The sequence below is a fragment of the Clostridium sp. SM-530-WT-3G genome (genome assembly GCF_012843905.1).
Taxonomy (GTDB): domain Bacteria; phylum Bacillota; class Clostridia; order Clostridiales; family Clostridiaceae; genus Clostridium.
Map to the genome: position 1 here is coordinate 23,213 of NZ_JABAGC010000002.1, position 20,042 is coordinate 43,254.

The following is a 20,042-nucleotide window of genomic DNA, read 5'->3' on the forward strand; positions in this document are numbered from 1 at the left end:
GGTGAATAAATGAACAATTTACTAGATTATACTTTAGATGAACTTAAAGTATGGATGAAAGAAAATGGTGAAAGTGCATTTAGGGGCAAGCAAATACTATCATGGGTATATAAGGGGGTAACTGACTTTGAAGGAATGAAAAATATTCCAAAGTCATTACAAGAAAAACTTAAAGAAAACTTTACAATTACAATGCCTGAAATTGTTGAAGTATATAAATCAAATCTAGATGGAACTGAAAAGTTCCTTCTAGGGTTTCCAGATGGAAATTTAATTGAAAGTGTACTTATGAGATATAAGCATGGGAATTCAATATGTATATCTACTCAAGTAGGATGTAGGATGGGATGTAAATTCTGTGCTTCAACAATTGAAGGACGTGTTAGAAATCTAACTACTGGTGAAATGCTATCTGAAGTATTAGTAGTCCAAAAATATATTGGAGAAAGAATTTCTAATATTGTATTAATGGGGAGTGGAGAACCATTAGATAATTATGATAATGTAGTTAAATTTTTAGAAGTAGTTTCTGCAGATTATGGATTAAATATAGGACAGAGACATATAACATTATCAACTTGTGGTATTGTTCCGAAGATATATGAATTAGCAGATAAGGAATTTAGTACTACATTGGCTATTTCGCTACATGCATTTAGCGATGAAAAAAGAAAAGAAATTATGCCTATTGCAAATAAATACACAATAGAAGAATTACTTGAAGCATGTAAATACTATATTAATAAAACTAATAGAAGAGTTACATTTGAATATGCATTAATTAAAGATAAAAATGATGGTAAGGAAGATGCAAAAGCATTAGGAAAACTTTTAAAGGGCCTTTTATGTCATGTAAATCTTATACCTGTAAATGAGGTAAAAGAAAATACATTTAAGAGATCATCTAAAAAAACTATAGAAGATTTTTCTGAAATAATTAAGAATTATGGAGTTGAAGTTACAACTAGAAGAGAAATGGGAAGTGACATTAATGCAGCATGTGGACAACTTAGAAGAAGTTACATTAAAACCCAAAAGATAGGGGAGGATTAATATGGTAGGCTTGGTAAGTGACATAGGTTTGAAAAGAGCACTTAATGAAGACTATGCAGCTTATTATGAAGATGCTGATTTTAAAATTTATGTAGTAGCAGATGGAATGGGCGGGCATAATGCTGGAGAAGTTGCAAGTAAAATGGCAGCAGAGAGAATTGTAGATTATGTAAAATATAATTTTTCTAAGATACATGAAAGAGAACTCATTAAGATAGCAATTGAAGAAGCAAATAGAGAAATATTTAACTTCTCAATGACAAGTGATAAATTAAATGGTATGGGAACAACAGTTACAGCATGCTTAATAACTAGAAAAAATATATATGTTGCCAATGTTGGTGATAGTTCATGCATTGGTATAAAGGATGGAATGATAAAAAAGATTACTAAAGATCATTCACTTGTACAGGAACTTATTGATAGTGGTACAATAAGTGAAATGGAGGCTGTAAATCATCCTAAGAAAAATATAATAACAAGAGCTTTGGGAACAAATCAAAATGTATGTATTGATGTATTTGATGTAATGAATGGCGAATATGAAGTTCTATTATTATGTTCAGATGGATTAACAAATGAATTAACAAAAGAAGAAATTTTACAGATTGTCATGAGTGAAAAAAATTATGATCATATTGCCAATAAACTTGTTGATATGGCTAAAGAAAAAGGTGGCAGGGATAATATAACAGTGTTGTTGTTTGGAGGAGAGATGTAAAAATGGAAGGAATCGTACTTGGTAACAGATATGAGTTGCTAGAGAAAATTGGCGAAGGCGGAATGTCTCAAGTATTTAAAGCACGTGATAACAAATTAAATAGATTTGTTGCTGTAAAAATACTTAAGAAAGAATTCTGTAATAATGCTGATATAGTAGAAAAGTTTATGGGAGAAGCAACTGCCATTGCAACCTTATCTGACAACAATATAGTTAATGTGTTAGATGTAGGAACTCAGGCTGATGATATAAATTATATTGTAATGGAATATGTTAATGGAAAAACATTAAAAGATGTTATAAAACAAGTTGGGAAAATGAATTATGAAACTGGTATTTCAGTTGCAATTCAAATTGCAAAAGCGTTAGATTGTGCGCATAGAAATAAAATAATTCATAGAGATGTAAAACCACAAAACATATTAGTTACTGAAGATGGTGTTATGAAAGTAACTGATTTTGGAATAGCTAAGTCATCAACATCATCAACTATTACAAATACTAGTACAATAATGGGATCAGCACATTATCTTTCTCCAGAACAAGCAAAGGGAAGCTTTATTGATTGTAGAACTGATTTATATTCGTTAGGTGTTGTATTATATGAAATGGTAACTGGAGTAGTGCCATTCCAAGGTGATAGTGCTGTAACTATTGCTTTAAAACATATACAAGAGGATGTTGTACCTCCAAAGACTCTTAATTCTAAGATTCCAGACAGCTTAAATACTTTAATTTTAAAAGCAATGGAGAAAGAACCTAGTAAGAGGTATCAAACGGCTAAAGAAATGATAGCAGATTTGCAAAAGATTAAAAATAATCCAAATGCTATTATTGGTGATGATAATGATGATAATGAGCATACAATAATAATGTCTGCTGTAAGTGAGGAAATGACTAAGCAAAAACCAAAGGAAACTGCTCCTAAGGCTGCTTATTCTAACGATGAAGAAGATGATGATTATTATTATGATGACGACTATGATGATGATTCATTTTTCGTTAAGAAAAAATCTATGATAAATAAAATACTTTTAGGAGTAGTAGGAATTGTATTAGTGATTGTTTTAGGAGTAGGTGGTTATAAGCTTTTAGGCAATAGAGCAAAAGAAGTTACTGTTCCTAATTTAGTTGGAATGAATGTTGATGAAGCTAAAAGTACACTTGAATCTATGAATTTAGTTTTAGTTGAAGCTGGAACTGAGGAAAGTGATCAACAAAAAGGAACAATAATTAAATCAAATATTGAAGCTGGAACTAAAGTAAAAGAAAATAGTCAAATTAGAGTAATTGTCAGTGGAGGAGCAGCAAAAGTTAAAATGCCAGATCTAGTTGAAGATGACCTTGATACTGCAAATACAATTTTAAGTTCATATAAGTTAAAGATATCAAGTACTAGTGAAGAGTATAGTAGTGATATTCCTAAAGGCAAAATAATAAGACAGACTCCAGCAAAAGATACTGAAGTAGATGAAAATACAGAGATTACAGTTGTTATAAGTAAAGGTCCTAGAGTAATTAAGAATACTGTTACTAATAACAAGAAAAACAATCAAGATGACGATAAAGACAAAACAAATAATTCAGAACCAGAAGTTAAGGATACTGATAAGCCACAAACAAGTACAGAAGCAAAACAAAATGATAAAACAGAACAGAATGGTTCTGACAAAGATAACTCTAATGTAAATAATAATAGTAACAATAATAATAATAATAATAATAATAATAACAATGGCAATAGCCATAGCGATATTAACAATAACCATAATAGTAGTAACAATAATACTAATAATAATAACAAAAATAATAGTAATAATACTAATAGCGGAGAAAATCACAAAGAGGAAGCAGGAAATTCAAGTTCACAAACTACTGCAAAGCCATCAGGTGAAGAAAACACTGGTGGAAATGCTCCAGTAGCTAATACTAATGATAATAATACTACTAAAACAGATAATTAATAAAATTTTGGGGGGAGGTTGATTTTAAAAGCCTCTCCTTTTATAATATATTTAATTTATACAAATTATGGAGGAATAATATGAATGGAAAGATTATAAAAGGCATTGGGGGGTTTTATTATATTAAGACAGAAGAAGGTTTAATAGAATGCAAAGCTAGAGGGAAATTTAGACATAAAGATATAAAACCTATGGTAGGTGATGATGTTACAATAAAGATAGAAAATGGAAAAGGGGTAATTGAAGATATACATAAAAGAACATCAGAACTTATCAGACCAACTGTTGCTAATGTATCTTTGGCATTTATTGTTTTTGCAGTAAAGAATCCAGATATAAACTTTGATTTGCTGAATAAATTTTTAATATTATGTGAATACAATAATATTGAAGTTGTTGTATGTTTAAACAAAGTAGATTTAGTATCTGAAGATGAAAGAGAAGAAATAAAAAAGAGAATAAATGATATTGGATATGAGGTTCTTTACATTAATGCAAAAGAAGGTATTGGAATCGAAAGACTTAAGGAAAGAATTCAAGGAAATGTTACAGTATTATGTGGTCCATCAGGTGCAGGTAAATCAACACTTATTAATAAACTTGCAGATAAAGAGCATATGGAAACTGGAAGTGTAAGTGTTAAACTTGGAAGAGGAAAACATACAACTAGACATAGCGAACTTATAGAAATAGAAGATGGATATATAGTGGATACTCCAGGTTTTTCTACTCTAGAAATAAAGGAGCTTATGGATAAAAATGATTTGAAATATTGTTTTCCGGAATTTACCGAGTATAATGATAAGTGTAAATATAGAGGATGTCTACATTATAAAGAACCTAAATGCGTTTTAAAAGAAGCTGTAGAAGAAGGCAAGGTTAATAAATATAGATATGATTTCTATGTTAAATCATTAGAGGAGATAATGAAGGAGGAGAAAAACAAATGGTAAAGATAGCACCATCAATATTATCTGCTGATTTTTCAAAATTAGGAGAAGATATAGAAAGAATAGATAAAGGAGGAGCAGATTTTATCCATATTGATGTTATGGATGGATCTTTTGTTCCAAATATATCATTTGGTTTACCTGTTATAAAATCTATAAGAAATAGAACAGATAAGGTTTTTGATGTTCATTTAATGATAGATAATCCAGCAAATTATATAGATGCATTTATTGAAGCAGGTGCAGATTTATTAACTATTCATTATGAAGCTGATAGACACATCGATAGAACAATTAATTATATTAAATCTAAAGGAAAAATGGCAGCTGTTGCATTAAATCCAGGAACTCCAGTATGTGTATTAAAAGATATAATAAACAGTTTAGATATGGTTTTAATAATGTCTGTTAATCCAGGGTTTGGAGGTCAGAAGTTTATTCCTTATTCTTTAGATAAAATAAGAGAAGTTAAAGAAATGAGTAAAGAGGGAAATCCAAATCTTCTTATACAAGTTGATGGAGGAATAGGAAAGGATAACGTAAAATCTGTAATAGAAGCTGGTGCAAATGTTATAGTAGCAGGATCAGCTGTATTTAATAGTGGAGATATAAGTGAAAATATAAAAGCACTTAGGGGGTAGTATTTTTGAATGCTTTAATAGTTAGTGGTGGAAATGCACCAAGTGAAAAGTTGCTTAGAAAATATGTTGCTATGTGTGATTTTATCATAGGAGCTGATAAGGGAAATGAATGCCTTATAAAATATAATATAATTCCTCAATTATCATTAGGGGATTTTGATTCTATAAATAAGAAAACTTTTGAAACTATTAGTTCTAAGAATATTGAAATTAAGAAATTTCCACCTGAAAAAGATTATACAGATACTGAAATAGCTATTATGGAAGCTCTGAAAATGGGAGCAGAAAAAATTTATCTTCTTGGAGGAACAGGAACAAGAGTAGATCATACTTTAGGGAATATAGGTCTTATTCTTACGACCAAAGATAAAGGTGCAAAGCTTATTATAGTAGATGATAACAATATAGTTTATCTTGCTCATAATAATATGACTTTATATGGTGAGTATGGTGAAAATATTTCTTTTCATGCATTGAGTGATGTTGTTAAGAATTTTAATATACAAGGTGCAAAATACAATCTTGATGGATATGATATGCATCTGTTAGATCCAAGAGCAATATGTAATGAATTTATTGATACGCCAATAAAAATAAGTTTTGAGAGTGGAAATTTATTAATAATGCATTCAAATGATTAAATTTTTGGAACATATTTTAAGCCTTCTGAATATTAATATATAGATAGAGCATTTTTATCAACACAAAAATATACTCGGAGGGTTTATTTATGAAAATTATTGCTATTAAACTGCCTAAGTTTTTTTCAAATATTATAAGGTTTTTTAGAAGAAAAAAATAGAGTGTACATAATTAAGCTCTAATAATAAAAAAAGTATTTATAATTAGTTGTGAATAAGGTTAGAATGATACGCTTGTTTACAACTATTTGTTTTTTTAGGTAAGTAATGTTAATATGAATATGTATAAAATTATTATAATATAGAGAGAATAAATTAATATGAAATCTTCATTAATAAAAACTGCAAAATAAAAAATGCAATTGACTTAACAATTGCATTCCTTATTATGAACTATATTGCTCTTTGAACCTTTCCAGATCTAAGGCATCTTGTACATACATGAACAGTTTTTGGTGTTCCGTTAACTAAAGCTTTTACTTTCTTTATGTTAGGAGCCCAAGTTCTCTTTGATTGACGATGTGAGTGGCTGTATTGTACACCTGCTACAACACCCTTATCACAAATTTCGCATCTTCTTGCCATTAGAAAACACCTCCTTATATTTCAAAGATAATCTTCTTCAATAGGACAGATTAGATTATATCATATGATTTTCTAATAGGCAAGAAAAAATATTCAAAGAATTTGAAGAAAATGTTGTTTTAGTAATATTAATTACTTGGATACTTGAATAAAATATGGTTCTAATATAGAATATAGAATAGGAAATAAGAATTAGGAGGAATACGAATGGTTGGATTTTCAAACGAAAATGGTAATATAAGTTATTCAGAAGAAGTTTTAGCAAAAATTGTTGGTTTATCAACAATGGAGTGCTATGGCGTAGTTGGAATGGTTTCTAAAAGTGCCAGTGAAGGTCTTTGGGAACTTATGGGCATAGAAAATTTGAGCAAAGGTGTTAAGTTACAATTAACAGATGATGATAGATTACAGATTGAACTATTTATTATGGTTGAATACGGAACAAAAATTTCAGTTATTTCTAGCAACATTATACAAAAGGTACGTTATAATGTTGAAAATTATACAGGACTTAAAGTTTCATCCATAACAGTAAATGTGCAAGCGGTAAGAGTCTAGGAGGTTAAACTAAATGAATTATGAAAAAATAAATGGCCGTGATTTTTATAACATGGTTGTGAATGCTAGTAATAGATTATTAGAAGAAAGTGATTTTGTAAATGCACTTAATGTTTTCCCAGTACCAGATGGTGATACAGGAACTAATATGTCTATGACATTTAAAGCGGCTGTTAAAGAAATAGAAAACATGGATAGTGACTCTATTGGAGAAGTTTCTAAAAAGTTAGCTAAAGGCGCTTTAATGGGAGCAAGAGGAAATTCAGGTGTTATCTTATCTCAAATCCTTAGAGGTATATCAAAAGGATTAGAAGGAAAAGATGAGGTGGATGTTGCTGAATTTTCAGTAGGACTTTTAGAAGGATCTAATGCAGCATATAAAGCAGTTATGAGACCTACAGAAGGAACAATACTTTCAGTTGTAAGAGCAGCATCGGAAGCTGCTATCGCAAGTGAAGCTAAAGATATAGTAAGTTTAATGGAAGAAGTTACTGCAGAAGCTAAAATAATGCTAGATAAAACTCCAGAATTGTTACCTGCTTTAAAGAAGGCAAAAGTAGTAGATTCGGGTGGTATGGGGCTTTATATAATCTTACAAGGAATGTATGAAGCGTTAAAAGATGATATTAAAGCAGAAATTAAAGACATTACTGCTGGTTCATCAGGTAAAGTTGGTGCACAGTCAACTGAAGAAGTAGATATTAAATTTGGATATTGTACTGAGTTTATAATTTTAGGAGATGCTAAAAAAGCTAAGGAATTCCAAGATAAAATAGAACCACTTGGTGATTCGATGATAGTAGTTGGATATGATGATGTTATAAAGACTCATATACACACTAATGATCCAGGAAAAGTTTTATCTTATGCTGTTCAATATGGTGAATTATCAAAAATTAAAATTGATAATATGAGAGAAGAGCATAGAGAATTATTAATGGATGCAGCTGATAAAAAAGAGAATGAAAAAGCTAAAGAAGCCAATGAGGCTGAAGAAGTAGCAACTTGTGATGAAGAGAAAAAATATGGATTTATAACAGTTGCTATGGGAAGTGGAATTTCAAATATATTCAAAGATTTAGGTGTTGACTACGTAATAGAAGGTGGTCAGACAATGAATCCATCAACACAAGATATGCTTGATGCAATAAGTAAAATAAATGCTGAACATATATTTATATTACCTAATAATAAAAATATAATAATGGCAGCAAATCAAGCAGCAGAAATTTCAGAAAAAGATATTCGTGTAATACCAACTACAAGTATTCCTCAAGGTATAGCATGTGCTACAATGTTTAACCCAGACTGCGAGGTTGAAGAAAACTTTGAAGAACTAAAATATGCTATTGAAAGTGTTAAAACTGGATCTGTAACTTATGCAGTAAGAGATACTGAAATTGATGGTATAAATATTAAAGAAGGCAACATGCTTGGTTTAATTGAAGGTAAAATCAAGGAAGTTGGTGAAAATAAAGAAGAAGTAGCAGCTAAAGTATTAGCTGATATGATAGATGATGATTGTGAACTTATCACTGTATATTGTGGTGAAGAAGTAACAGATGAAGAAGCTAAAAAGTTTGAAACTGAATTAAATGATAAATATGAAGATTTTGATATTCAATTCTATAAAGGAAATCAGCCATTATATTACTATTTAATTTCGGTAGAATAAAAGGAACACCTTAGGGTGTTCTTTTTTTGCATAAAATATAATTTATACATTGTTCATTGTCAATTATAAAAATAGTGGTATAATGTACAACGGATATTATTTATAGAAAATAAATTTAAAAGTTATTATGTATTATATTCATTGCGTAATAGTAATTTAATACATGATAAAAGGAGAAATTATGGATATATACAGTAATATTTCATCATTAAAAGGTGTTGGCCCGAAGGCGACTGAAAAATTAAATAGATGTGGAATTTTTAATATTTTAGATATACTTTTGTATTTTCCGAGAGATTATGAATTTGTAGATGGAAATGCTGAATTTGAAAATATTGATGGTGAGGAAAAGCAGATTCTAAAATGTGAAGTGCAGCTTTTTAAAAAAGATATAAGAACAAGAAATGGTAAGATATTGACCACAATTGATTTTAATTATGGAGGACATAAAGTAACTGCAAAATGGTTTAATCAGCCTTATGTAAAGAACAATTATACAAGAGGAAAATCTTATAACCTTATGGGTAAATTTAAAAGAGTAGGGAATACTTTAGAAGTAATAGGTCCTGTAATTGCATGTGATGAGGCTATGTCTAGTGAGATACTTCCTAAATATCCGTTAAAGGGGGATATAAGTAATAAGTTGTTTGAAAAGCTTATTAATCAAATATTAGGATCTATGGATATAAAAGAAAATTTACCACAGGAAATTTTAGATAAATATAAGCTTATATCTTTAAATGATGCTATAAGAAGCATTCATTTCCCAAAAAATAGAGATATGCTTGAAAAAGCTAAAACAAGATTGAAATTTCAAGAGCTATTTACATATTCTCTTAAACTTCTTCTTCTAAAATATCAACTTAAAAAAAGTACTAACGGTATTTCCTTTGAATGGGCTGAGGAATTAAGAGATTTTAAAGAAAAGCTGCCATTTCCACTTACAAATGCCCAGACGAAAGTAGTAAGAGATATTTTAAGAGATCAAAAAGCAAGTGCACCTATGAATAGACTAGTACAAGGAGATGTAGGAAGTGGAAAGACTATTGTAGCTTTAATTGCAATATTTAATGTTATTCAAAATGGATATCAGTGTGTACTTATGGCTCCAACAGAAATTCTGGCTACACAACATTATGAAGAAGCTAAGAAATTATTTGCTGATTATGATATAGAGATTGAATTATTAACAGGTGGAACTAGTATTAAAGAAAAGAGAAGAATAAAAGATAGAATAAAAAATGAAAATCCTATTTTAGTGATTGGAACTCATGCTTTATTCCAAGAAGATGTTGAATTTGGAAAGCTAGGTCTTATAATAACAGATGAGCAGCATAGATTTGGGGTAGAACAAAGAAGCAAGCTTATGAATAAAGGAAGAAAAGCAGATTGTCTTGTAATGACAGCAACACCAATTCCAAGAACATTAGCTTTATATATGTATTCTGATTTGGATGTTTCTATAATTGATGAGCTTCCACCAGGCAGAAAAAAGATAGAAACTAGATTTTATGAAGATTCCAAGAGAGATATAGGGTATGAACTTGCATATGATGAAATTAAAAATGGAAGACAAGTGTATATTGTATGTCCTCTTATAGAAGAAGATGAAAAGGAAGAATTAAATTCTGTAGAAACTGTATATAATAGGGTTACAGAAGGTGTTTTTAGAAATCTTAGAGTTGAAATTCTTCATGGTAAAATGAAAGGAAGCGAAAAAGAGGAAATAATAAAGAGATTCAAGAATCATGAATTAGATGTTATTATTTCAACTACAGTTATAGAAGTTGGAGTTAATGTTCCTAATGCATCAGTAATGATTATTGAAAATGCTGAAAGATTCGGATTAGCGCAGTTACATCAGTTAAGAGGAAGAGTTGGAAGAGGTCAATATGCATCATATTGTATACTTATAGCGAAAGCAAAGAGTAATATTACTAAAAAGAGAATGAACATAATGGTTGAATCAAGTGATGGATTTTTAATTTCAGAAGAAGATCTTAAGCTTAGGGGAGCAGGAGAAATGTTTGGGAGAAAACAGAGTGGAGATGAAGGATTTGTACTTGCAAACATTTATGATGATATGAATATTTTAAGGTGTGCAAGAATGGAAGCGGACAATATACTGCATAATGATACAGAATTAAATAGAGAATTAATAAATGAAATAAGTAAAAGTCTTCAAAAGAGCAGTAAATATATATGTTTCAATTAATTTGAAATATTATTATAAATTATGTTAATATAATAAATATATACCGTTAAGGGAGGAAATTAATTTTGAGAATAATAGCAGGAAAAGCAAGAGGACATAAACTAATATCTCCAGCAACAATGGAAACAAGACCAACATTAGATAGAGTTAAAGAAGCAATGTTTAGTTCTATCCAATTATACTTACCTGAAGCTGAAGTAGTAGATGTATTTGCAGGTACAGGTAGTTTAGGTTTAGAAGCAGCAAGCAGAGGAGCAAAGGAAGTTTATTTATTTGACAAAAGTGATACTACTTTTCCTTTATTAAAACAAAATGTTGAAAACTTAAAATTCCAAGACTTTTGTTTTCCAATGAATATTGATGCATATGTAGGTTTAAAAAATCTTGCATCTAAAGGGAAGAAGTTTGATGTGATTTTTATTGATCCACCTTATTGTAGAGAAATGATTCCTGAAGCAATGAAAATAGTTTATGAAAATGGGCTTTTAGCTGAAGATGGAATAATAGTAACTAAAATAGATTCGATTGAAGAAATATATGAAGGTTATGAAAGTATTAAATTAAAGAAGAGTAAAAAGTACGGTAATACAACTGTATGTTATTATAAGTGTTAGGAGATTTGTTAATGAAAGTAGCAGTTTACCCAGGAAGCTTTGATCCAATAACAAATGGGCACCTTGATATAATAAAACGAGGTGCTAAGATTTTTGATGAGATCATTGTAGCTGTATTAGTAAATATTGATAAAAAATATTTATTTGAAACAAATGAAAGAGTTGAACTTATAAAAAGAGTTACTAAAGATATGGAAAATGTAAAAGTGGTAAGTTTTAATGGACTTTTAGTTGACTTTTTAAAAGAATATAATGCTAGTATTCTTTTAAAAGGTCTTAGAAATTCTATTGATTTTGAGTATGAATTACAGATGGCATTTATAAATAATCAACTGGATTCTAATGTTGAGACTATATGTATGATGAGTTCGGCTGAAAATTTACATATAAGTTCTTCCGGTGTAAAGCAGGTTGCAAAGTTTGGCGGTAATATTACAGGGTTAGTTCCACTAGAAATAGTAGGGGATATACTCGATAGAATAAAAAATTAAAGGAGTGTTTTAAGTGGATAATATGGATGTAAATATTATTGAACTACTTGAGTATTTACAAGACTTAGTTGAAAATTCAGCGAAAGTACCTATGAGTGGCAAAATAATGTTGGATAAAAGAGAACTTTTAGAAACTATAGATCAAATAATAAACTACCTTCCAGATCAGTTAAAAAAAGCACAGTGGGTATTAGGTGAAAAAGAGCGAATATTAAAGGAAGCTAAAAAGGAATACGAGTCTGTAAAAAAAGAAACTGAAAGTATGATGAAAAAAAATGTGGAAAGTCATGATTTTGTTAGAGAAGCAAAAATTAGAGCAGAAGAAATAATAGCCTCAGCTCAGAGAGATGCTAAGGCCATTAGATTAGGATCAAGAGATTATTCGGATGAAATTTTAAGTCAATTAAATAGGGAAATAGAGAATCAGAAAATTATACTGATAAAAAATCTTCAAAGTAGTTTTGAAACTGTTGCAAATGACATAGATAGAACTTTAAGTGATGTTGATAATGTTATTAAAGATAATATTAAAGAATTAAGAGACATGAAAAAATAATCTATATATTAAATTACATGTAAATGTTAGTACAAGCAATAAAATTGCTGGCAAGATAGATAGATAAGAATTTAACAATGTAACATGAATACTGCTTGTGTAAACACTTGATGGTATTGCTAAAGTGAGACCGTATGTTATAAAAAAACTTAAAATACCCTGAATTAATTTGAAAAATATATATTTGCTATAATGTATATTTGTTTCACTGACAAATGAACTTACTTGTGCTATTATTGCAAGGCCTGAAAAAGAACATAAGAAGCTTATGATACTTATTTTTAGTGGAATTGATACAGGAAGATTGGAAATAATATTACAGCCATTTGTTATTTCTATACTTCCTAAAAAGATTCCATATATTATTTGAGAAATACAATTTATAATATTTCCTAGATAATTAAAGATAAATGAGATATATTGACTCTTTTTTATTAATGAAATTATAACTGAAAAAATTACTATAAATCCACCAATAGTAAGTACTGTATTAATTGCATTTTCAACAGCAGATTTTATTGCAGTACCAAAATTTGAGGTGGTATTTTTATAAGAAGGAAGATGATATTCTTGTATAACATCCTTCTTTTTTTTTGTAATTAATCCAATTATAAAACATGATACATAATTACTTATAAGCATTATATATCCTAAAGAAGCATTGTTTAGTAATGCAGCACCTACAGAACCAACTAAAAATAATGGTCCTACATTTGAGGCTATATTTAATAAGCGCTCATATTCGTTTTTTTCTATATATCCCATTTTGTAAATATCAGAAGAATATTTTGCACCTAAAGGATATCCGCATAGCATACTAGCAACTATAGGGAATGAACTATTTTTTGAAAGGCCTAAAGGCCTGCATATTAAAGGACCTAGAATTTTTGAATATAGTTCAATACCATTATAAGATATAAGCAAGTTGCATATTATAACAAATGGAAATGTAGTTGGTAGTATTGCTTTATACCACAATTTACAGCCATCAAGTGCTGCAGGAATGCATGTCTTTATATTTATAGTGAATAAAACTATTAAAATAGAAATAATAATACAGAAAATTATATTTTTATCCATATTCAACTGTTTTATAAGTAGAATTATCAGTAGAATAATTAATAAACACAAGATTATAATCACAGTCATAGAATCACCCCTATCTATAAAGGACGAGTAAGAATAACGTAATATCTAAAAAAGCTGCTTATAAAATTTTTTATTTACGGGTAACTGCTAGTTGATCACAGATTACCCATAAATGAGATTATTTTATTGCATAAATTGTAGATATTGTTCAGTAACTCGTACTATTTTTATTTCTATTCCTATGATTATGTAAATAACTTTTATATTATGATAGGTCCATTAAAATAATCTGCCATTGGATTTATATGGTTATTTAAAACTGAATATGCCTTCGTACCTAAAATATCGAGTTTTAAATGATCACATAAATTATTTTTTGGAATTTTAGTTATTATATCAATGGTTGAAGTTTTTTTCATTTTTTTTAAGATTTCACGTCCAGTATTATTAAAAGCAAGCACCCGTGCATATGGAGCTGGTGATTTTGCAAGCTTTAATAAATCATAATTTTCTAAATTTAAAAAACATTGAGCCAGTATTCTGTTTATTCGTGTATAAGTATATCTCTTGCTTTTAACAGATAATATAAGCTGGTCTAAAGAATTTGAGGAAAGTATTTCTTTGTAAATTTTATTATCAAGACCTTCGGATACATCAGGAAGAGAGGCTAATGCATTTTCATTTGTAAGTAGTTTATATTTTATATACTTAAACATATCTTCTTCGAAAGTAAACTTATAATTATTTTGATGTAAGTTATTTAGTATAGCAAAACTTTCTTCAGTTAAAACATCTCCTAATAAATCTATAGAGTTTTCTTTAAGATGTTTTCTTATTGAGGTTGCTGAAGCAAATGATTTGCTTAAAGTTTCTTCATTATAAGAAGAACCTTCTCGTTTAAGAGTTTTAGGTATGATTTTGCTGTTTAAGGATTTTATTGCTTTAATATATTCTATTCCTAATATATTGTTGGAATTTGATAATACTTCTTTTACATTTTCATTTTTTAAGTATTGGTCTAAAGCAATGGATCTGCTTGAATGGAATGGAAATCCATTATCTAAATGCTTTTTTAAAAGTTTTTTATATTCTAAAGGTTCATTTGAAAGTACATCTGCAATAGAATCTAAAACATCAATATTGCCATGTTCACTTCCAAAATAAACTGTATCTATTATTCCTAAATTGTTTAAAAGTGAAATGCCTCCAAATGCGAAATATTCCGCTGAAGAAATTGAATATACTAATGGTAGTTCAATTACTAAATCTACTCCGTTCTTAACAGCCATTTCTGCACGTTTCCATTTGTCAACTATTGCTGGTATTCCTCTTTGCATAAAATTACCACTCATTACACATACTACACCTGAAGACTTTGTATCTTTTTTGCAGTGTAATAAATGATATGCATGGCCTTTGTGAAATGGATTATATTCAGTAATAATTCCTGTAATCATGAATTCACCTCTTTTTTATAAAGTTAATTGAATATTATTTATTATAGACTGAAAAAATATATTTATAAAGGAAATTATTACTGTAATTTTTTTATAAAATAAGTATAAAAAGTATTATGTTAAAAATGTTTACAGTGGTATTTTTGCTTGATTTTATCAAATTAAAAAATATTTTTTAATTGTTAAAAAAAAAACTTTTAGCCTATGTGTATTTTTAAGGTTAATTGTCTGATAATTTTGATTATTTTAAATCTAAAGAATTCTATTTTCTAGTTGAAAATGCTAGAGTTATAGGAGTATATTAGTTATAAAAGAGATACGATTAGTGAAAGGAGAACTCAAATTATGAAACTCATGGAAAAAATTTGGGAAGCAGCAAAATCAGACAGAAAGAAGATAGTTCTTCCAGAAGGAAACGAAGAAAGAACTATAGCAGCTGCGCAAAAAATTAATAGTTTAGGATTAGCATATCCTATATTAATTGGGAATAGAGAAGAAATAATAGCTAAGGCTACTGAATTAGATGTAGATTTAACAGGTGTAGAAATTATAGATCCAGAACAATCAGAAAACTTAGGTAAATACATAGAAGGTTTCTATGAACTAAGAAAAGCAAAAGGTGTAACAATGGAAAAGGCTGAAAAAATAGTTAGAGATCCATTATACTTTGCTACAATGATGGTAAAATTAGATGATGCTGATGGAATGGTTTCTGGAGCAGTTCATACAACTGGTGATTTATTAAGACCAGGGTTACAAATAATAAAAACAGCACCAGGAGTATCTTGTGTATCAAGCTTTTTCATAATGGAAGTTCCAAATTCACCATACGGAGATAATGGTTTATTATTCTTTGCAGACTGTGCTGTTAATCCAGTCCCAAATGAAGATCAATTAGCGTCAATAGCAATAGCTACTGCTGATAATGCAAAACATCTTGCAAAGATGGATCCTAAGGTAGCTATGTTATCATTCTCAACTATGGGAAGTGCAGATCATGAAGTTGTAGATAAAGTAAGAAATGCAACAAAGAAAGCAAAAGAATTAAGACCAGACTTAAATATTGATGGTGAATTACAATTAGATGCTGCAATAGTACCAAAGGTTGCAAAACAAAAAGCACCAGAAAGTAAGGTTGCAGGAAATGCCAATGTATTAGTATTCCCAGACTTACAAGCTGGTAATATAGGATATAAATTAGTTCAAAGATTTGCAAATGCAGAAGCAATTGGACCAGTTTGTCAAGGATTTGCTAAACCAATAAATGACTTATCTAGAGGCTGTAGTTCTGAAGATATAGTTAATGTTGTAGCATTAACAGCTGTTCAAGCTCAAGCAACAAAATAAAAAAATAATTAATTAGAATTAATACTAAGAGGAGTGTTGTCAATTATGAAAATATTAGTAATTAACTGCGGAAGTTCTTCGTTAAAATATCAACTTATTGATATGAATGATGATAATGTATTAGCTCAAGGGCTAGTTGAAAGAATAGGAATTGATGGAGTTTTAACACATAAGGTTGAAGGCAGAGATAAATATGTACTTGAAACTGAATTAAAAGATCATCAAACAGCTATAGACTTAGTTCTTAAGACTTTAGTTGATGAAAAACAAGGTGTAATTAAATCAATGGATGAAATATCAGGAGTAGGACATAGAGTTGTTCATGGTGGTGAAACTTATACTCATTCTGTTGTTGTTAATGATGAGGTAGTTGAAGAACTTCAAGAAATATCAAAACTTGCTCCATTACACAATCCAGCAGCTGTACTTGGAATAAAGGCTTGCCAAGCTTTAATGCCAAATACTCCAATGGTAACAGTATTTGATACTGCATTCCATCAAACAATGCCAGAAAAAGCATTTATTTATCCATTACCATATGAATACTATACAGAAGATCACATAAGAAGATATGGTTTCCATGGAACTTCTCATAAATATGTAGCAGGTCAAGTTGCAAAGTGGATGAATAAAGACATTAAAGATCTTAAAATCATTACTTGTCACTTAGGAAATGGTGTTAGTATAACAGCTGTTGATGGTGGAAAATCAGTAGATACTACAATGGGGTTCACTCCACTTGATGGTATTATAATGGGATCAAGATGTGGAAGTATTGACCCAGCAATAGTTACTTTCTTACAAAAAGAAAAAGGATATACTGCTGATGAAGTTAATGAAATCATGAACAAAAAATCAGGAGTTGTTGGGGTTTCAGGATTAACAACTGACTTTAGAGATATTAGAGCTGCTGTTAATGAAAGAAATGATCATAGAGCATTATTAACAATGGATATTTATGGATACCAAATTAAAAAGCAAATAGGAGCTTATGCTGCAGCAATGAATGGCGTAGATGCTATAGTATTTACAGCTGGAATTGGAGAACATGCTCCAGAAGTTAGAATAAGAGCCTTAAGTGATATGCAGTTCTTTGGAATTGATATAGATGCAGTTAAAAATGATAATCAAAATGTAGGTGATGGTATGGAAATTTCTACACCAGAATCAAAGGTTAAATTATTTGTAATTCCTACTAATGAAGAATTAATGATTGCTGAAGAAACTTTAGAATTAATTAAATAGTATTTGTTATAAATAACTTGACTTTTTATAACCTCCTTTATATAATTAGTTGTGTTTGATTTACAAATAAATGCTAAGGAGTGAAAGGAGATTATTGGATTATTGACAACTGTTCAATTATGCAATATACTCTGTAAGTATGAAAGTACAGATTTCAGATATTATTTCAGGTAAAGATAGAAGCAAAAAGATTAATTATACTGTTGAAATTCCTAATGTGGAATTTGAAGGAGATATAATTAAATTTGCTAAGCCATGTATTGTAGATGGTATGATAACATCTGGCAGTGATATATTAGTTATTAAAGCTAATATAAAAACTGAACTAGAAATGGTATGTTCAAGATGCTTAGATACCTTTATCTATCCAATAGATATTGATATAGAAGAAAGGTTTACGACAAATGCAGATTCAGAAGATGATGAAGCTATAGTTGTAATGAATGATGTATTAGACATCACAGAAATTGTTGAAACAAGTATAATTTCAACATTACCTATTCAAAGAGTATGTAAAGACGACTGCAAGGGATTATGTCAAGAATGTGGATGTAATTTAAATTATGAAACATGTTCTTGTGATAAAGAAGACGTAGATATACGTTTTGAAGCCTTGAGAGGGTTGTTTGATAAATAAGGAGGTGTAACTAATGGGTTGTCCAGCTAGAAAGCAATGTAGTGCTAGAAGTAAAAAGAGAAGAGCTCAAACTTTTAAAGCTAGTTTACCAGGCATCGTAGAATGTCCACAATGTCACGAAATGAAACTTGCTCATAGAGTATGCAAGAACTGTGGTTCTTACAAAGGTAAGGAAGTTGTAGCTTCTGCAAACTAGTAGTAGTTTCTGCAAATTAAAAGAAAGTCTTATGGCTTTCTTTTAACTTATATAAGGCTGTTATAAATAATCTAATTCATTAGATTTTTATAATAGCTTTTTTGTTTTTTATGAATTAATTAATATTTAAATTAATTTTGGTTTTATTTATAATTTAATTAATATATGTATAGGCACAATAAATATAGAAAATATAATTTGGTAATTTATAAAATAAGTATTATAAAATTAATTTGACAGTGAAATAAATATTGTGGTTATATAAATAAAGGCTGTAATAAATGAGATTATAGGATATAATTAAAATGATTCATAAATAAAAAATGATAAAAATATTTCAGAGGTGAATATATGACAATGAAGATAGCTATAGATGGTATGGGTGGAGACAATGCACCTGCAGCTGTTGTTGAAGGGGTAATTCAAGCACTGAAAGATTATGAGAGTATAGAATTTTATATTACTGGACCTGAAGATAAAATTAATGCAGAATTATCTAAATATGATTATTCAAAAGATAAAGTAAAAGTTATTGATGCTAAGGAAGTTATATCAACTAATGAGCATCCAGTAATGGCAGTAAGAAGAAAGAAAGACTCAAGTATAGTAAAAGCTCTTAATTTAGTTAAAGATAAAACATGTGATGCAATTATTTCAGCAGGAAGTACTGGAGCATTCTTAGCAGGATGTACTCTTATAGTTGGAAGAATTAAAGGAGTAGAAAGACCAGCTCTTTCACCTATAATGCCAGGGAGAAAATCACAGTTTATGATAGTTGACGTTGGAGCTAATGTTGATTGCAAGCCTCAATATTTAGTACAATTTGCTAAGATGGGTGAAATATATTATAAGTATGTATTTAACGTAGAGAAACCTTCTATAGGTCTTATAAATATAGGAGAAGAAGAAGAAAAGGGAAATGAATTGGCAAAGTCAACATATCAATTATTAAAGAATGAAAAATCATTGAATTTTATTGGTAATGTTGAACCAAGAGACATACCTACAGGAGAAACAAATATATTAGTAAGTGATGGATTTGTAGGGAATACTGCTTTGAAAATGTATGAGGGAGCTGCTTCTAATATATTAGGAATGGTAAAAGATGAAATTATACAGTCGTCATTTATTTCTAAACTTGGAGTTCTTCTTTTAAAACCAGCATTAAAAAATTTAATGAAAAAAGTTGATTATAAAGAGTATGGTGGTGCACCGTTTTTAGGTGTTGATGGAATATGTATAAAAGCTCATGGAAGTTCTGATGCAAAAGCATTTAAAAATGCTATAAGACAGACAAAAATATTTTATGATAATAAAGTATTAGATAATATTAAGGCTGAATTTGTTAAACAAAATTAATTATATATTTAAAAAACTTATATTGACGATTTAGGTAATATATAATAT

General features: G+C 29.2%; 20 protein-coding genes. 17 read left to right on the top strand and 3 right to left on the bottom strand.

The window, feature by feature from the left end; all coding sequences use genetic code 11:
• Positions 1–9: 9 nt before the first annotated feature.
• From rlmN to HF850_RS01075, 6 genes are all read left to right on the top strand, one after another.
• Entirely contained in the window at positions 10–1,053 is a 1,044-nt protein-coding gene (gene rlmN, locus HF850_RS01050; protein ID WP_169103635.1) for a 23S rRNA (adenine(2503)-C(2))-methyltransferase RlmN, read from the top strand.
• A gap of 1 nt (position 1,054) precedes the next feature.
• On the top strand, positions 1,055–1,774 hold the full coding sequence (locus HF850_RS01055; RefSeq protein ID WP_169103636.1) for a Stp1/IreP family PP2C-type Ser/Thr phosphatase: 720 nt from the start codon (positions 1,055–1,057) through the stop codon (positions 1,772–1,774).
• Positions 1,775–1,776: 2 nt separating this feature from the next.
• On the top strand, positions 1,777–3,738 hold the full coding sequence (gene pknB / locus HF850_RS01060; protein WP_169103637.1) for a Stk1 family PASTA domain-containing Ser/Thr kinase: 1,962 nt from the start codon (positions 1,777–1,779) through the stop codon (positions 3,736–3,738).
• 80 nt (positions 3,739–3,818) lie between these two features.
• Complete coding sequence (gene rsgA / locus HF850_RS01065) at positions 3,819–4,691, top strand: ribosome small subunit-dependent GTPase A (RefSeq protein ID WP_169103638.1); 873 nt, start codon at positions 3,819–3,821, stop codon at positions 4,689–4,691.
• Entirely contained in the window at positions 4,685–5,329 is a 645-nt protein-coding gene (gene rpe / locus HF850_RS01070) for a ribulose-phosphate 3-epimerase (protein ID WP_169103639.1), read from the top strand. The genes rsgA and rpe overlap by 7 nt, the downstream gene beginning before the upstream one ends.
• Positions 5,330–5,334: 5 nt before the next feature.
• Entirely contained in the window at positions 5,335–5,970 is a 636-nt protein-coding gene (locus HF850_RS01075; RefSeq protein WP_169103640.1) for a thiamine diphosphokinase, read from the top strand.
• Positions 5,971–6,363: 393 nt separating this feature from the next.
• On the opposite strand, the gene rpmB is transcribed toward HF850_RS01075, so the two are convergent.
• A complete protein-coding gene (gene rpmB / locus HF850_RS01080; RefSeq protein ID WP_002579588.1) occupies positions 6,364–6,555 on the bottom strand; it encodes a 50S ribosomal protein L28 in 192 nt (63 codons plus the stop codon).
• Between the two features lie 207 nt (positions 6,556–6,762).
• Here rpmB and HF850_RS01085 point away from each other — a divergent pair, with 207 nt between their 5' ends.
• The 6 genes from HF850_RS01085 to HF850_RS01110 all read left to right on the top strand — a co-directional run bounded on the left by HF850_RS01085 (position 6,763) and on the right by HF850_RS01110 (position 12,664).
• Complete coding sequence (locus HF850_RS01085) at positions 6,763–7,113, top strand: Asp23/Gls24 family envelope stress response protein (RefSeq protein ID WP_169103641.1); 351 nt, start codon at positions 6,763–6,765, stop codon at positions 7,111–7,113.
• A gap of 13 nt (positions 7,114–7,126) precedes the next feature.
• Positions 7,127–8,788, top strand: coding sequence for a DAK2 domain-containing protein (locus HF850_RS01090; RefSeq protein ID WP_169103642.1), 1,662 nt, complete (start codon positions 7,127–7,129; stop codon positions 8,786–8,788).
• Between the two features lie 181 nt (positions 8,789–8,969).
• Positions 8,970–11,003 carry an ATP-dependent DNA helicase RecG gene (gene recG / locus HF850_RS01095; protein WP_169103643.1) on the top strand — a complete coding sequence of 678 codons (2,034 nt, stop codon included), beginning with the start codon at positions 8,970–8,972 and terminating at the stop codon, positions 11,001–11,003.
• A gap of 65 nt (positions 11,004–11,068) precedes the next feature.
• Positions 11,069–11,617: a 16S rRNA (guanine(966)-N(2))-methyltransferase RsmD gene (gene rsmD, locus HF850_RS01100; protein WP_169103644.1), complete on the top strand. Its 549-nt coding sequence runs from the start codon at positions 11,069–11,071 to the stop codon at positions 11,615–11,617.
• Between the two features lie 11 nt (positions 11,618–11,628).
• Positions 11,629–12,108 (top strand): pantetheine-phosphate adenylyltransferase, encoded by a 480-nt coding sequence (coaD, locus tag HF850_RS01105; RefSeq protein WP_169103645.1) that lies wholly within the window; start codon positions 11,629–11,631, stop codon positions 12,106–12,108.
• Between the two features lie 13 nt (positions 12,109–12,121).
• Positions 12,122–12,664, top strand: a complete 543-nt coding sequence (locus HF850_RS01110; RefSeq protein ID WP_169103646.1) for an ATPase — start codon at positions 12,122–12,124, stop codon at positions 12,662–12,664.
• Here HF850_RS01110 and ylbJ read toward each other — a convergent pair.
• Together ylbJ and HF850_RS01120 are read right to left on the bottom strand one after the other, a co-directional pair.
• Positions 12,644–13,813 (bottom strand): sporulation integral membrane protein YlbJ, encoded by a 1,170-nt coding sequence (gene ylbJ, locus HF850_RS01115; RefSeq protein WP_169103647.1) that lies wholly within the window; start codon positions 13,811–13,813, stop codon positions 12,644–12,646. The two genes, HF850_RS01110 and ylbJ, sit on opposite strands and share 21 nt — an antisense overlap.
• 200 nt (positions 13,814–14,013) lie before the next feature.
• A complete protein-coding gene (locus HF850_RS01120; RefSeq protein ID WP_169103648.1) occupies positions 14,014–15,210 on the bottom strand; it encodes a nucleotidyltransferase in 1,197 nt (398 codons plus the stop codon).
• A 345-nt stretch (positions 15,211–15,555) separates the two neighbouring features.
• Between HF850_RS01120 and pta the strand changes: the two genes are divergently transcribed.
• The 5 genes from pta (at position 15,556) to plsX (ending at position 19,994) form a co-directional block, all read left to right on the top strand.
• Positions 15,556–16,557 (top strand): phosphate acetyltransferase, encoded by a 1,002-nt coding sequence (gene pta / locus HF850_RS01125; RefSeq protein WP_169103649.1) that lies wholly within the window; start codon positions 15,556–15,558, stop codon positions 16,555–16,557.
• 45 nt (positions 16,558–16,602) lie between these two features.
• Positions 16,603–17,802 (top strand): acetate kinase, encoded by a 1,200-nt coding sequence (locus tag HF850_RS01130; protein ID WP_169103650.1) that lies wholly within the window; start codon positions 16,603–16,605, stop codon positions 17,800–17,802.
• A 139-nt stretch (positions 17,803–17,941) separates the two neighbouring features.
• On the top strand, positions 17,942–18,439 hold the full coding sequence (locus HF850_RS01135) for a YceD family protein (protein ID WP_169103651.1): 498 nt from the start codon (positions 17,942–17,944) through the stop codon (positions 18,437–18,439).
• Positions 18,440–18,452: 13 nt separating this feature from the next.
• Positions 18,453–18,635, top strand: a complete 183-nt coding sequence (rpmF, locus tag HF850_RS01140; protein ID WP_169103652.1) for a 50S ribosomal protein L32 — start codon at positions 18,453–18,455, stop codon at positions 18,633–18,635.
• Between the two features lie 357 nt (positions 18,636–18,992).
• On the top strand, positions 18,993–19,994 hold the full coding sequence (gene plsX / locus HF850_RS01145; protein ID WP_169103775.1) for a phosphate acyltransferase PlsX: 1,002 nt from the start codon (positions 18,993–18,995) through the stop codon (positions 19,992–19,994).
• Positions 19,995–20,042: the final 48 nt, after the last annotated feature.

What these genes read in the sequence shown, in the direction of transcription:
- plsX (WP_169103775.1), top strand. Translation starts at nt 18,993, where the DNA reads ATGAAGATAGCTATAGATGGTATGGGTGGAGACAATGCACCTGCAGCT.
- HF850_RS01055 (WP_169103636.1), top strand. Translation starts at nt 1,055, where the DNA reads ATGGTAGGCTTGGTAAGTGACATAGGTTTGAAAAGAGCACTTAATGAA.
- HF850_RS01090 (WP_169103642.1), top strand. Translation starts at nt 7,127, where the DNA reads ATGAATTATGAAAAAATAAATGGCCGTGATTTTTATAACATGGTTGTG.
- rpe (WP_169103639.1), top strand. Translation starts at nt 4,685, where the DNA reads ATGGTAAAGATAGCACCATCAATATTATCTGCTGATTTTTCAAAATTA.
- rpmB (WP_002579588.1), bottom strand. Translation starts at nt 6,555, where the DNA reads ATGGCAAGAAGATGCGAAATTTGTGATAAGGGTGTTGTAGCAGGTGTA.
- rpmF (WP_169103652.1), top strand. Translation starts at nt 18,453, where the DNA reads ATGGGTTGTCCAGCTAGAAAGCAATGTAGTGCTAGAAGTAAAAAGAGA.
- recG (WP_169103643.1), top strand. Translation starts at nt 8,970, where the DNA reads ATGGATATATACAGTAATATTTCATCATTAAAAGGTGTTGGCCCGAAG.
- rsgA (WP_169103638.1), top strand. Translation starts at nt 3,819, where the DNA reads ATGAATGGAAAGATTATAAAAGGCATTGGGGGGTTTTATTATATTAAG.
- HF850_RS01130 (WP_169103650.1), top strand. Translation starts at nt 16,603, where the DNA reads ATGAAAATATTAGTAATTAACTGCGGAAGTTCTTCGTTAAAATATCAA.
- HF850_RS01120 (WP_169103648.1), bottom strand. Translation starts at nt 15,210, where the DNA reads ATGATTACAGGAATTATTACTGAATATAATCCATTTCACAAAGGCCAT.
- ylbJ (WP_169103647.1), bottom strand. Translation starts at nt 13,813, where the DNA reads ATGACTGTGATTATAATCTTGTGTTTATTAATTATTCTACTGATAATT.
- pknB (WP_169103637.1), top strand. Translation starts at nt 1,777, where the DNA reads ATGGAAGGAATCGTACTTGGTAACAGATATGAGTTGCTAGAGAAAATT.
- HF850_RS01135 (WP_169103651.1), top strand. Translation starts at nt 17,942, where the DNA reads ATGAAAGTACAGATTTCAGATATTATTTCAGGTAAAGATAGAAGCAAA.
- pta (WP_169103649.1), top strand. Translation starts at nt 15,556, where the DNA reads ATGAAACTCATGGAAAAAATTTGGGAAGCAGCAAAATCAGACAGAAAG.
- coaD (WP_169103645.1), top strand. Translation starts at nt 11,629, where the DNA reads ATGAAAGTAGCAGTTTACCCAGGAAGCTTTGATCCAATAACAAATGGG.
- HF850_RS01085 (WP_169103641.1), top strand. Translation starts at nt 6,763, where the DNA reads ATGGTTGGATTTTCAAACGAAAATGGTAATATAAGTTATTCAGAAGAA.
- rlmN (WP_169103635.1), top strand. Translation starts at nt 10, where the DNA reads ATGAACAATTTACTAGATTATACTTTAGATGAACTTAAAGTATGGATG.